This is a genomic window from Burkholderia sp. Ap-955 (genome assembly GCF_011753045.1).
Classification (GTDB): Bacteria; Pseudomonadota; Gammaproteobacteria; order Burkholderiales; family Burkholderiaceae; genus Burkholderia; species Burkholderia lata_D.
On sequence record NZ_VWWH01000023.1, the window covers coordinates 1 to 13,318 of the forward strand.

8 protein-coding genes are annotated in these 13,318 nt (G+C 69.0%); 3 read left to right on the forward strand and 5 right to left on the reverse strand.

The genetic code is table 11. The annotated features are described in order from the left end of the window. Nucleotides 1-286: cupin domain-containing protein (locus F3J15_RS15240; RefSeq protein WP_166892147.1), on the reverse strand; the 286-nt coding region annotated here is incomplete at its 3' end. A gap of 129 nt (nucleotides 287-415) precedes the next feature. Between F3J15_RS15240 and F3J15_RS15245 the strand changes: the two genes are divergently transcribed. The 3 genes from F3J15_RS15245 to cysC all read left to right on the forward strand — a co-directional run bounded on the left by F3J15_RS15245 (nucleotide 416) and on the right by cysC (nucleotide 2,560). After that, nucleotides 416-745 carry a carboxymuconolactone decarboxylase family protein gene (locus F3J15_RS15245; RefSeq protein ID WP_166892150.1) on the forward strand — a complete coding sequence of 110 codons (330 nt, stop codon included), beginning with the start codon at nucleotides 416-418 and terminating at the stop codon, nucleotides 743-745. A gap of 215 nt (nucleotides 746-960) precedes the next feature. Continuing rightward, nucleotides 961-1,794, forward strand: coding sequence for a class II glutamine amidotransferase (locus tag F3J15_RS15250; RefSeq protein WP_166892275.1), 834 nt, complete (start codon nucleotides 961-963; stop codon nucleotides 1,792-1,794). A 169-nt stretch (nucleotides 1,795-1,963) separates the two neighbouring features. Beyond that, nucleotides 1,964-2,560 (forward strand): adenylyl-sulfate kinase, encoded by a 597-nt coding sequence (gene cysC, locus F3J15_RS15255; RefSeq protein ID WP_166892153.1) that lies wholly within the window; start codon nucleotides 1,964-1,966, stop codon nucleotides 2,558-2,560. A gap of 141 nt (nucleotides 2,561-2,701) precedes the next feature. Here the strand turns inward: cysC and F3J15_RS15260 are convergent, their stop codons facing one another. The 4 genes from F3J15_RS15260 to F3J15_RS15275 form a co-directional block, all read right to left on the reverse strand. Next, nucleotides 2,702-3,376, reverse strand: a complete 675-nt coding sequence (locus tag F3J15_RS15260; RefSeq protein WP_166892156.1) for a GNAT family N-acetyltransferase — start codon at nucleotides 3,374-3,376, stop codon at nucleotides 2,702-2,704. Then, nucleotides 3,373-4,701 (reverse strand): aminotransferase class I/II-fold pyridoxal phosphate-dependent enzyme, encoded by a 1,329-nt coding sequence (locus tag F3J15_RS15265; RefSeq protein ID WP_166892159.1) that lies wholly within the window; start codon nucleotides 4,699-4,701, stop codon nucleotides 3,373-3,375. Before F3J15_RS15265 ends, F3J15_RS15260 begins: the two co-directional genes overlap by 4 nt. A 65-nt stretch (nucleotides 4,702-4,766) precedes the next feature. Further along, complete coding sequence (locus F3J15_RS15270) at nucleotides 4,767-5,684, reverse strand: UDP-3-O-acyl N-acetylglycosamine deacetylase (RefSeq protein WP_166892162.1); 918 nt, start codon at nucleotides 5,682-5,684, stop codon at nucleotides 4,767-4,769. Next, entirely contained in the window at nucleotides 5,681-13,318 is a 7,638-nt protein-coding gene (locus F3J15_RS15275; RefSeq protein WP_166892165.1) for a type I polyketide synthase, read from the reverse strand. Before F3J15_RS15275 ends, F3J15_RS15270 begins: the two co-directional genes overlap by 4 nt.

The window sequence follows — 13,318 nt, forward strand, 5'->3', positions numbered from 1 at the left end:
TGCCCTGTTCACGCAGCGCCGCAGCCGGCCGCGACCGGCCGGCCCCTGCGTCGAGCAGGTCGTGCGCGCCACCCGCGGGCAGCAGCACGAAATCGCCGTCGGCGAGCTGCAGCGTGCGCCCGTCCGCGGTACGCAGCCGGCAGGTTCCGGCCAGCACCAGGTGAAACGCCGCCTCGCCGGACGGCAGCGGGTCGTGCGGCATCGCGAACGGCCCGTCGAGCAGGCAGCGCACGTCGAGCTCGACATGGCTGCGGCCCAGCGACAGGAGTTGACTCAACGCATCCATGAGACGATCGCGCTAAAAATTGACACTCTAGCGTATCGAAACCCTCAGCGCGAGCGATCAGAATAGCCCTGCATCGCCCGAGATCGCGGCAGCCGCCGCCCTCCTCACCCCTACTCGAAAGGACGCATCATGCTGAACTGGAACGAATACCGGAAGGAACTCTCGACGCGCATCGGCGAGATCGCCAAGCTGTCGCCCGATACGCTGGTCGGCTACAAGGCGCTGTCAGGTGCCGGCGCCAAGACGGGCCATCTCGACGCGAAGACGCGCGAACTGATCGCGCTCGCGGTCGCCGTCACGACGCGCTGCGACGGCTGTATCGCCGTGCACACCGCGGAAGCGGCCAAGCATGGCGCGACCAAGGAGGAAGTGGCGGAAGCGCTCGGCGTCGCGATTGCGCTGAACGCGGGTGCGGCGCTCGTCTATTCGGCGCGTGTGATGGACGCGCTCGGCGAGTGAGCTTGACGGCCGCGGCGCTGCCGTCGCGTGGCGGCGCCCGGTCGGATTGGCCGCAGGCCACCCGGTTGCGCATCGCGCATCCGGGCAGGCAAGGCAATCGATGTATGACGATTGGCCGGCGTACCTGCCCGAATGACTGGCCGCGTGCGCCCAGGCACGGACGCGCCGCGAAGTCGGCTACCATGCGCGAACGATTCATCGTGAAGGAGCGCTCCATGTGCCGCTGGCTCGCCTATACGGGTAATCCGATTCATCTCGAGACCGTACTGTTCCGCGCGAAGCATTCGCTGATCGACCAGAGCCTGCATTCGGAGCTGGGGGCGACGACCACCAACGGCGACGGCTTCGGCATCGGCTGGTACGGGCGCCCCGACGAACTCCCGTTCCGCTACCGCTCCGTGCATCCCGCGTGGAACGACCGCAACCTGCGCGAAGCCGCACGCGCGATCCGCTCGCGGATGTTCATCGCGCACATCCGCGCGGCCACCGACACCCCCGTGCAGGAAACCAACTGTCACCCGTTCCGCCACGGCCGCTGGCTGTTCGCGCACAACGGGCTGATCCGCGACTTCCACAAGCTGCGCCGCGACCTGACGATGAAGGTCGATCCCGCGCTGTTCCCGACGCTCGAAGGCTCGACCGACTCCGAACTGATGTTCCGTCTCGCTCTGACCTACGGCCTCGAGCAGACGCCGCTGCCGGCGCTCGAGCGGATGGTCGGCGTGGTGGAAGAAACCGCCGGGCGGCATCGCGTGGCCGATCCACTCAACATGACGATCTGCGCGACTGACGGTGAACGGATCATCGCGGTGCGCTATTCGAGCGAACGGCAGTCGCGCTCACTGTTCCACAGCACGTCGTTCAAGCACCTGCACGAGCTGTATCCGCACAACCCGCGCATCGCCGAAGCCGGCGACGACGCGTTCATGGTCGTGTCCGAGCCGCTCGTCGACTTGAGGGGCGCGTGGGAGGAAGTACCGGAGAGCATGGCGATCGTCGCGCACGGCGCCGATGTGCAGCAGCGGCCGTTCAGTCCGCGGCACAAGTAGCGCATTGACACCGTTGACCTCATCTAGACGGCGGTATCAGACACACACGCACGAAGCAATTCGTTAAAAAAGGAAGGGATTACAAACTTTCCGTCGCGTTACAATCCGCCCCAGGAGTAAACCGAACCCAAGAAAGCAACTGCACGATCGCCCGCACCTCACATCGGAAATGCCCCAAGATTTCAAGAATTTGTCACCCACCACGCCGACGAACGGTCGCTCCACCAGTCCGGACGGAAAACAGGATCGCGCCTTCGTGGTGTGGCTGACCGGTATCTCCGGTGCAGGCAAATCGACGCTGGCGACTCTGCTGCAGGAACACCTCGATGACCGCGGACTGCGCACCTACCTGCTGGATGCTGACCGCCTGCGCGAGGGGCTGAACCGGGATCTCGGATTCAGCGATGCCGATCGCCATGAAAATATCCGACGAACCGCCGAGGTGGCGAGGCTACTGGTGGATGCCGGATTCGTCGTCATCGCCGCGCTGATCTCGCCATTCCAGGAGGCGCGCGCCAAGGCGCGTGCGCGCTTTGCGGCCGGTACGTTCATCGAGGTCTTTGTCGACGCTGCACTCGAAGTCGCAGAGGCTCGCGACCCGAAGGGACTCTACGCGTTGGCAAGGCAAGGCGCGATTCGCCAATTTACCGGCATCGATTCTGTCTATGAGCCGCCGCAGTCCCCTGACGTTCATGTCAGGACGGCCGAGGCAAGTCCCTCGGAGTGTGTGGACGCGATCATCCGGAAACTGCCGCTGGACGGCTGACGCCGTCGCGGTCGAACGTCGTCCCGCGTGCGTCGGTGCGCCATTCGCGCGAACGGCCAGCACGTCCGCACATGATGCCAACGTACTCCGCCAGCCGTTCAGCCCGCGACACAAGTAAGGCGGCAGGCACGATACTCGCCGTCAGGCGCGGCGAGAAAACCGCATCCGGATCGAATCGAGTTCGGCGGGCAGCCGGCGCGAACGGGCACGCGGGCGCGGTAGCGCGGTGAACCCCAGCCGTTCGTACAGCGCGCGGGCCCGCACGTTGCGCGTCAGCACGTCGAGAACGACGTCGCGGCTGCCATCGGCCGGCAACGCGCCGGTATCCAGCGCATCGCGAAACAATGCGCTGAAGATCCCCGTGCCGCGCTGTCGCTCGTCGGTCGCGCAATGCGCGACGAGGATCTGCGAACGCTTCGGCGCCGGAATTTCCGTTTCGAGGATCAGCCCGCGCAGCAACTGCCCGATCGTGCGGCGCACGCCGAAAAAGCGCGAGAGTGCCCACACGACATGCACGTCGTCGAATGTCGTCCGTTGCCCGTCGTGAATCGCCATCACCGCCAGCACCGCACCATCGTCGGCGACCGCGACACGATGCCGGCGCCACGAGAAGCGCCCGTAACGCGACCGGAACGCCTGCTGCAGGAACGCGACGCAGCGTGCGTCGCTTTCGCCGAGAAAGAACCCGAATTCCGCCACGCCGGATGCAAAGACGAGCGGCGCGCACGCCGCCGCATCACCCGCGTCCGCCGCACGAAACCGCACGCGCTCGCCGGCGCGCGGCACCGCTTGCGCGAATACGCCGGCCAGCGTCACGCGCTGCGCCCCGCGAGGCGCGACAACACGGCGACCGTCCGGCTGATCTGCTCCGGCTCGTGCGTCGAGCAAATGAAGAAGCGCAGGCGAGCGGCCTTTTCCTCGACGGCCGGATAGAAGATCGGCTGCACGTTGATCCCTTCGTCGAACATCGCATTGGCCCATTGCGCGGCCTTCAGCGAGCTCCCCGTGATCACCGGCACGACCGCGAACCCGGCGCTCGTGCCCGTGTTCAGCCCGGCGGCGCGCGCCTCGGTCAGGAACTGCCGCCCGCGCGCCTGCAGTTGCGCGACGCGCTCCGGCTCGGCCTGCAGCCGCTCGAGCGCAGCCAGCGACGCTTCGGCGAGCGTCGGTGCGAGCCCGACGCTGTACAGGAAGCCCGGCGCCAGGTGCCGCAGCATGTCGACCAGCGGCTGGCAGCCGGCGATGAAACCGCCGCAGCCGGCCAGCGTCTTGCTCATCGTGCCCATCCACATGTCGACCTGGTCGGGCGCGACGCCGCAATGCTCGCGGATGCCCTTGCCGGTCGCGCCGAGCACGCCGAGCGAATGCGCCTCGTCGACCAGCAGGAATGCACCGTGGCGCGTCTTCACGTCGACGAAGCGCTGCAGGTCGGGGAAATCGCCGTCCATGCTGTACAGCCCTTCGATCGCGATCAGGACGTGCCGGTATTCGCGGCGCACGCGCGACAGCAGTTCGTCGAGCGCCTGCCAGTCGTTGTGCGCGAAGCTCAGCCGCTTCGCGCCGCTCAACTGCGCGCCCTGCACGATGCTGTTGTGCGCGAGCGAATCGTGGACGACCAGATCGCCGGGGCCGAACAGCGCGCCGATCACAGTCACGTTCGTCGCGTGGCCGCTCACGAACGCAACGCAGTCGTCGGTCTCATAGAACGCCGCCAGCGCGCGCTCGAGGTCGCGCTGCACCGGGCGCTCGCCCGCGACCATCCGGCTCGCGGAGGCCGACGTGCCGTAACGGTCGATCGCGGCTTTCGCGCGCGACGACACGGCCGGATCGCCGGCCAGGCCGAGGTAGTTGTAGTTCGCGAAGTTCAGGTACTCGCGGCCGCCGATCTGCGTCGTCGCACCGGCCACGCCTTCATGCACGCGGAAAAACGGCGAGTCGACGCGCAGCTTCTCGCCCATCTCGCGCATGATCCGGACCTGCTGATACTGCGGCATCGATTCGAAGCGGCTGCGAGCCGATGCGGTCTGCGCGGCCAGCGTGCCGGGCGCGCCCGGTGCCGCGGCCGCATCGGTCGCGCGCTCCAGTTGCCGTTTCAGCGCTTTCGCCGCCAGTTGCTGGCGAAGATGCTCTCCCAGTGCCATTGCTTCCTTCGCTTGTATCTCGAAAAGGCGCTATGTTACGCCGCGCATCATGAAAAAGCGTGGTGTCACGCGTCGGGAAACTCGGCCCATTGCCACGCGTCGGGTTCGGCCAGCAGCGCGTCCACCAGCCGGAAATTCATCTCGTGGCTCGGCCGCAGCGCGCTCACGCGCGCCAGCAGCGGCGCGCCGGCCAGCGCGAGGTCGCCGACCAGGTCGAGCACGCGATGCCGGACGAACTCTTCCGGCAGCCGCATCCCGCCCAGCACGCGATTGCCGACGATGGACGCCGTGCACGACGGCCGCGCGCCGCGCAGGATCGGCACGCCGCGCAGATAACCGGCGACGATCGCGGGTACCGCCCACTTCACGCGGCCGTACGAGCGTGATGGTGCGATTTCGGTCGCAAATGCGGCCGGCGTCAGCGCCCCGTCCCAGTGCATGTCGCCGAAGCCGCGCAGGTCGTTGCGCACGCTCAGTTCGTAACGCGGCGCCGGTTCGATCCGCATTTCGCGCCGCTGGTCGCCCTCGCCGTCCGTGACGACGACGGGCCGCAGCACGCGGATGAAGCGTTTCGGCGCATCAAGCGCGACACGGCCGCACGCGCGGATGGCATCCACCCAAGGCGCGGCACTGCCGTCGAGAATCGGCACTTCTTCCGCATCGATCTCGACGATCGCGTGATCAATCTCGCACGCGAGCAGCGACGCGAGCAGATGCTCGATCGTGCGAACGCCGACGCCGTCGGCGTTGCGCAGCATCGTGCACAGCGGCTGCGCGCGGCGCAGCGCGGGATCGACCGGCAGCGTCGCGAGCGTGCGCCCCTGCGCGACGCGACGGAACGCGATGCCCGTCACGCCCTCTTCCGGACGCCCGGGCAGGATCCGCACGCCCACCCGGCGCCCCGTGTGCAGCCCGTGACCTTCGATCGCCAACGGACGTGCCAGCGTGCCCTGACGCGTTGCCCAGCCGGACGGCGCGTTCATCGCGCGACCTCCAGCGTCGGCGACGCCTGGCCCGCCACGGGCGCCTGCCGCGTATCGAGCATCGCGCGCGCTTCGCCGTCGATCGCATGCTTCGCAGCAAGCGCCGCGACGGCCTCCTGCGCAGCATCCGTCGCGGAACCGGCATCCGCATCGGTCGACGCGCCGATCGAATCGACGATACGTCCGGCCAGCGTCGTCACCGACGCGCCCTCGGCGATCGCCATCACCGACAGCTTGACCTCGAACGCTTCCTCGACCGCGAGGCCGAGCTCCATCCCCATCAGCGAATCCATGCCCATGTCGAGCACCGACTTGTCGAGCGCGATGCGATCCGGCGTCATGTGCAGGATTCGCGCGATCTGCCCCTGCAGCGTCCGGGCGACCAGCGCGATCGCTTCGTCGCGCGGCAATGCCAGCACTTCTTCCCGCAACTGCGTGCCGCCGTCGCGCGCATCGCCGCCCTTCGCGTGCGATTGCAGCAGCGAATACCGGCGCGCCTTCGCGGCAGGCATCCCGCGCGCCACGGCGTGCCAGTCGAGCCGGACCACGGCTTCGCCTGCCGCGCCCGCCACCAGTGCACGCTCGAGCGCGACCATCGCCTCGTCCGACGTGATCGACGCACCGCCGATCCGCGACTGCAACGCCTCGCGCGTATCCGCGTGGCGCGCGAGGAAGCCGACGTCCTCGAGCGGCCCCCATGCCATGAACGTGCCCGGCAATCCCGCCGCGCGACGATGTTCGACGAGCGCCTCGAGGAAAGTGTTGGCTGCCACGTAGTTCGATTGCCCCGGATTGCCGAGATAGGTCGTCGCCGACGAATAGACCACGAACAGGTCGAGCGGCAACGCGCGCGTCGCGCGATGCAGGTTCCACGCGCCGGCCACCTTCGGTGCGAGCACTGCGGCCATGCGCGCATCGTCGAGATTGCGCACGAGGCCGTCGTCGATCGACATCGCGGAATGCAGCACGCCCTTGAGCGGGCTGCCGCGCCGGACGATCGCATCGATCATCGCCTCGACCGCCGCTGCGTCGGTCACATCGCACGACACGACATCGACCGTGACGCCGAGCGTCATGCGCCAGCGCTCGACTTCCTCGCGTGCGGCGGCAGCGAGCTCGCCGGAACGGCTCGCCAGCGTCAGCCGGCGTGCGCCGCGCTCGACCATCCAGCGCGCGCTCGCGAAACCGAGCCCGCCCGTGCCGCCCACCACCAGGTACGTGCCATGCGGATCGAGCACGAGCGAACCCGCGCGCGTGACGCCGCGCGTCGGGGCCGGCGTGCCGGACGGATAGGTCACGAGCACCTTGCCGATCTGGCGTGCCTGCTGCATGTAGCGGAACGCATCTTCGGCCCGTTCGGCCGGAAACGCGCGATACGGCAGCGGATGCAGCACGCCTGCCTCGAAGAGCGCCATCACTTCGCCGAACAGGCGCGCGGTCAGCTCCGGGAGCGCCCCCATCAACTGGTCGGCGTCAATGCCGAAATAGCTGATGTTGTTGCGGAACGGCCGCAGCCCGATATGGCTGTTTTCGTAGAAGTCGCGCTTGCCGAGCTCGAGGAAACGACCGAACGGCCGCAGCGTATCGATGCTGCGCACCATCGCTTCGCCGGCAAGCGAATTCAGCACGATGTCGATGCCCTGGCCGCCCGTCAGCGCACGAATCTCGTCCGCGAACGCGAGGCTCCGCGAATCGAGCACGTGGTCCGCGCCGAGCAGGCGCACGAATTCGCGCTTCTCGTCGCTGCCGGCCGTCGCGAACACTTCCGCGCCGAAGTGGCGCGCGAGCTGGATCGCGGCGATCCCGACGCCACCCGCGCCGCCATGCACGAGCACGCGCTCGCCGCGACGCAGGCGCGCGAGTTCGACGAGTGCGTAGTACGCGGTGAAGAACGTGGTCGGCACGGTCGCCGCTTCCTCGAACGACAAGCGTTCGGGTTTCAGTGCGATCGCTTGCGCGCGCGTCCTGACGCGCGTCGCGAACGAGGCCGGTGCGAAGCCGAGCATCGCATCTCCCGGCGCGAATCCCGTCACCGCGTTGCCCACGCGGACGACGCGGCCGGACAGTTCCATCCCGATCGTCGCACCCGCGAAGCCGGTCTCGACCGCCTCATCGGACAAGAGCCCCATCGCATACATCACGTCGCGGAAATTGAGGCCGGTGGCAACGGGCTCGATCTCCACTTCGTCGTCACCCAGCGGGCTTTCCGGCAACGCGAACCATTCGAGGTTGCGCAACGAGCCCGGCGCGTCGAACGCGAGCACGGCCGCACGCGCGATCGCGCCATCGTTGCGGGCCGCGGCCTGCGCGGCCGTCAGCATGCGCGGCACCTGCCGCCCGTGGGCGCCCAGGACGACTTCTTCCTCGACCGCTGCGCCGGTCAGCTCGCGAATCAGCGCGTCGGGGATCCGGTCCGCCGCGCGATCGACGTCGATCAGGCGGCACGCGAGCTCGGGATGCTCGTTCGCCAGCACGCGACCGAGACCCCACAGCGTGGCCTGTTCCGGATGCGCATTCGCGGTCCCGGCGAATGGCGCGCCGCCACGCGTGACGACGGTCAACCGCGTGGCCGCGTTCGGCTGCGCGCCGAGCGCGCGAACGAGTGCAGCAAGGGCAATCACGCCGTTACGCTGCGCGGCCATCAGGCCATCCCCCGTCGCCGATTCCGCGAGCGGCGTTTCCGGCGCGCAGAACACGACATGCGCCGGCTGCCCGGCCGGCAACGACGCGATCGCATCGGCCGCGTGCGTGACGTCGACGATATCGGCCGGATAGCCCGCGCGCGCCAGCGCATCGGCCAGCCGCCCGCCGAAACTGCCGGCGGCATCCGGTGCGTGCATCACGAGCCATTGCTCGCTGCGTGCAAGCGTATCGAGATCGCTCGGCTCCTCGCCGCGTTGCGCGACAATGGCGCTCGCGGGGTTGCGCGCGATGACGAACGTCGGCGTGCCGTCCAGATCGAGCGATTGCTCGACGTGCCGCACGACATCGACGAAGCCCGCGCGTTCGAGTGCTGCGTCGAGATCCGCCGGCGCCAGCGGCGCGGGCGCATCGACTTCCGTCGACGAAGCCTGCGCGCCGGATACGATGTCGGAGAAACGGCCGCGACGCGATTCGGCCAGCAGCAGCAATCCGCCCGGCGCCAACCATGACCGCATCGCATTCAGCGCGTCGGCCACATCGTGACGGCCGCTCAACGCGCGGTTCGCGACGATCAGGTCGTAAGGACCGGCTTCGTCGGCCGCCAGCGACAGCCGCTCGCCCGACTGCAGCGCAACCGTGCGCACCGCCGCTTCCGCATCCGCGTCGAACCCGGCCAGTTGGCCGGCAGTCCCGGCGATCGTGTGATCGCAGCGTGCGGCCGCGAGATGCATGCCGAGCGTCTGCAGCACGTCGCCGTCCATCGCGCCCAGTTCGAGCACGCGCAACCGGCGTGCCGGTTGCCATGCGTCGACCGCCTGCTCGACGCTTGCGATCAGCAACGCGTGCACGTGCTGCCACGTGGGCGATGCGGCAAGGAGTTGTTCGACCAGGCTGTGCCCGGTCGGCGACAGCAGGCGTGCGCCGTCCTTCGCGCCGTTCAGCACGTCCGGCAACGCCGCGCCGCAATGCGCGAGCAGCGTCAGTTCGGCCACGTGCCCCGGCGATTCGGCCAGCAGCCCGCGCCACAGCTCGTCGAGCGGCGGCAACGCCGCGCACGCCGCGTCGTCGCGCACGAGCAGCGCGCCATCGCGATGAGCGAGACCGTCTTCGACCAGCATGTCGACAAGACGTGCGGCCAATGCCTCACGCCCGGCCGCCGGCTGCCATGCCCCGCCGAATGCGCCGAGCGCATCGAACGCGCGGAGCGCATAGAGGCTCGCCAGCACGTCGAGCAGCGGCAGAATTTCGGTCAGATGCTGCGTCCGGCGGCCGTCGTGCCCGGCCGCATCGAGCCGCGCGACAGACTGTGCGAGCAGCGCGTCGGGGGCCGGTAAACCGGCTGCATTGATGTCACCCGGCAGCGGCACTTCTTCAAGGCGGTAGACGAAGCGCGCGGGCAGGTTCTGCCGGCGGCCGACGAGATCGACACGCCGGAACCGGCATGCGCCGAGCCGCGCGACGATCGCGCCGCGCGCGTCGAGGAATTCGAAATGCGCGACGATCGAATGCGGGCTGTGGCGGTCGATCCGTACGAGCACCCGCTCGACCGTGTCGCCGCGCAGATAGTCGACCCGGCCGATCTGCACCGGCACGTAAGCCGGATGCTCGCCTTCGCGCGCGTGCGCCGCAAGCAGTGCGAACAGCGGGTGAAACCCGCTGTCCATCAGCGCCGGATGCAGCAGATAGGCGGACAATGCCCGCGCGTCGCCGCATGCGGCCGGCGCGGCCACGTCGGCCAGCGCCGCGCCGTCATCCGCGGCGACCCGCACGGTGCGGACCCAGCGGAATGCCGGACCGTAGCTGAGGCCGATGGCCGCCGTGTTTGCATACAGCGTGTCGCCGTCGGCAGCGGGCAGCGCGAGCAGGCGATCGAGCGCGCCCGACGGCACGACGCTCGCATCGCCGAGCGTGTTGCCGCTTTCCAGCATCCGCCCCGTCACGTTCAGCGTCCATGCACCGTCGGACATCCGGTCGCGCGTCTCGATCGTGAAGGTCGCGGTACGCGGCTCGATCACGAGCCGGAACAGCTTTGCCTGCTGCGGCTGGAATACCACCGGCGTGCGGATCTCGACGTTTTCGAGTGCCGCATCCGGCGTATCGAAGAAGGTGCGTGCCGCGGCGAGCGCCATTTCCACGTAGCCCGCACCCGGGAACGCCACGCCGCCGTCGACGACGTGATCGGCCAGCATCGGCAGCTTCGCCGGATCGAGCTGGTTTTCCCACGCGAATGCGTGCTCGTGCAGGCGATAGCCGAGCAGCGGATGCTCGCGGCGACGATTGACGAGGCCGTAGCCTTCGACGGTCGGCGTCAGCCAGAAGCGGTCGCGCTGCCACGGATAGGACGGCAATGCAGCGCGCGATTCGCCCGGCGCGAAGCGGTCGGGATCGACGCTCGCGCCGTGCGCGATCGCCGCGAGAATCGCTTGCCGCAGCGTCGCCGCGCTGCCGTGATCGCGCTTGAGCGTCGGCAGCGCCACGCCGGTCGCGCCGGCGGCCGCGAATGCCTGCTTCACGTATGTGCGCAGGATCGAATGCGGCGAGACCTCGACGAACAGCCGGACGCCCTGCTCGATCAGATGTGCGATACCGTCGCCGAAGCGCACCGGCTCGCGAATGTTGCGCCACCAGTAGCGGGCATCGAGCTCGGTGCCGGCCAGCGCGCCGCCGGTCACGGTGGACACGAACGTGCCGTTGCCCGGCTGCGGCCGCAGGCTCGCCAGCTCGGCCAGCACGACCGGCTCGATGCGGTCCATGTGGCTGCTGTGGAACGCGTAGTCGAGATCCAGCATCTGGAAGAACTTGCCGCTGCCGCGCAGCGCGGCCTCCAGCGCCTGCAAGCCCTGCAGCTCGCCCGCGAGTGTCACCGCGTCGGGGCTGTTGATGCCCGCGATCTCGACGCGCCGCGCCAGCCCGTGGCGCGCGATCAGTTCACGCGCCGCCGCATCGCCGATGCCGACGGCCGCCATCCGGCCGCTGCCGCGCGTCATCGCCTGCGCGCGGCTGCGGATCTTGATCACGCGAACCGCGTCGGCGAGCGACAGCGCGCCCGTCACCCACGCCGCGGCAATCTCGCCGACGCTATGGCCGATCGCCGCGTCGTAACGCATCCCGCGCGCGTCGATCACGCGAATCATGCCGACCTGGATCGCGAACAGCAGCGGCTGCGCGTTCTCCGTCGCGGCGAGCCATTCGGCGCCCGCGCCGGCCAGCCATTCCGCGCTCGGGCCGCCGCGCATCACGTCGACGAGCGACGGGCTGCCATCGGCGCACCACAGCGCGTCGACTTCGTCGAGCGCCGCGCGGAACACGGCGTTCTCCGCATAGAGTTCGTTGCCCATCCCGACCCACTGGCAGCCGTTGCCAGAGAAGACAAGCGCGGTGCGCACTGCGTCGGCCGGCGCCTGACCGGTTGCCACGCAGGCCGGCAGGCCTTCCTGTGCCGGCTGGGCCAGCGCCGCGAGCGCCGTGCGCCCTTCGGCCAGGTCGGCCGGCGCGACGATCGCGCGGTGCTCGAGCCATTGGCGACGACGTGCGGCCGCGGCGGCGAGCGCCTGCCAGTCGCCGCCGTTGTCGAGCGCCACCAGATAGCGGCCGGCGAGCGCGCTGAGCGCGTTCGCGCTGCGCGCGGTCAGGACGAGCGGAGACAGTTGCGCTTGCGTCGGCTCAGGCTTGGGCGCGGCCGTCGACGCCTCGTTTGCAGCCGGCGCCTCGGTCAGCACGACGTGTGCGTTCGTTCCGCCGAAGCCGAACGAGTTGACGCCGACCGTCAGCGGCGCGTCGCCCGTGTCGAGCGGCATGTAGCGGTCGACGACGCGCAGACGCCCGCCGTCGAAATCGATCCCAGGATTGGGCGTGACGAAATGCAGCGAGCGCGGTACCGCGCGGTGCTTCAGGCACAGCACGGCCTTCAGCAGCCCGGCCATGCCGGATGCCGTCTCGAGATGGCCGATGTTGGTCTTGACCGAACCGATGAGCAGCGGACGATCCGCCGGGCGCCCACCCGACACCACGTCGATCAGCGCACGCGCTTCGATCGGATCGCCGACCGCCGTGCCGGTGCCGTGCGCTTCGAGATAGGCCAGCGATTGCGGATCGATGCCCGCGCGCGCGTACACGCTGCGCAGCAGCGACGCCTGTGCGGCCGCACCCGGCACGCTGATGCCGCCCGGCGAGTGGCCGACCGAATTCACACCGGAGCCGGCGATCACCGCATGGATCGTGTCGCCATCGGCGAGCGCGCGATCGAGCGGCTTGAGCAGGACGAACGCGCCGCCTTCCGAGCGGACATAACCGTCGCCGGTCGCATCGAACGCGCGGCAACGGCCGCGCGGCGACAGCATCGACGCCTTGGAGAAGCTGACGAAACCGAATGGGTGCAGCAGCAGGTTGACGCCGCCTGCGAGCGCCACGTCGGCTTCGCCGGACTGCAGCGCCTTGACGGCCTGGTGGAGTGCGACGAGCGACGACGAGCAGGCCGTGTCGACGGACATGCTCGGGCCGCGCAGGTCGAACAGGTAGGACACGCGGTTCGACGCGATGCTCAGGGTGTTGCCGGTCGCCGAATACGGATCGATCACGTTCAGATCGTCCATGTTGCGGTTGCCGTAGTCCATGCTGGCGGCGCCGACGAAGACGCCGCAGTTGCTGCCGCGCATGTCGGCCGGGCGCACGCCCGCGTCCTCGAATGCTTCCCATGCGAGTTCGAGCAGCAGGCGCTGCTGGGGGTCCATCTGGGCCGCTTCGCGCGGGGAAATGCCGAAGAACGCTGCATCGAAGCCAGCGACGTTGTCGACGACGCCGGCCGAGAACGTGTAGCTCTTGCCCGGCTCGCGCTTGGACGGGTGCTGGTAGAAATCGGTGCCGAAGCGGTCGGCGGGGATTTCGGTGACGGCGTCGCGTTCGTCGCGCAGGAGTTGCCAGAAGTCGCCAGGGTTGTTTGCGCCCCCGGGAAACCGACACGCTATCCCAATTATTGCAATCTTACTGTTCAT

Excerpts from the sequence above, each read along its gene's own strand:
- cysC (WP_166892153.1), top strand. The coding sequence starts at position 1,964 with ATGCCCCAAGATTTCAAGAATTTGTCACCCACCACGCCGACGAACGGT.
- F3J15_RS15275 (WP_166892165.1), bottom strand. The coding sequence starts at position 13,318 with ATGAACAGTAAGATTGCAATAATTGGGATAGCGTGTCGGTTTCCCGGG.
- F3J15_RS15270 (WP_166892162.1), bottom strand. The coding sequence starts at position 5,684 with ATGAACGCGCCGTCCGGCTGGGCAACGCGTCAGGGCACGCTGGCACGT.
- F3J15_RS15250 (WP_166892275.1), top strand. The coding sequence starts at position 961 with ATGTGCCGCTGGCTCGCCTATACGGGTAATCCGATTCATCTCGAGACC.
- F3J15_RS15265 (WP_166892159.1), bottom strand. The coding sequence starts at position 4,701 with ATGGCACTGGGAGAGCATCTTCGCCAGCAACTGGCGGCGAAAGCGCTG.
- F3J15_RS15245 (WP_166892150.1), top strand. The coding sequence starts at position 416 with ATGCTGAACTGGAACGAATACCGGAAGGAACTCTCGACGCGCATCGGC.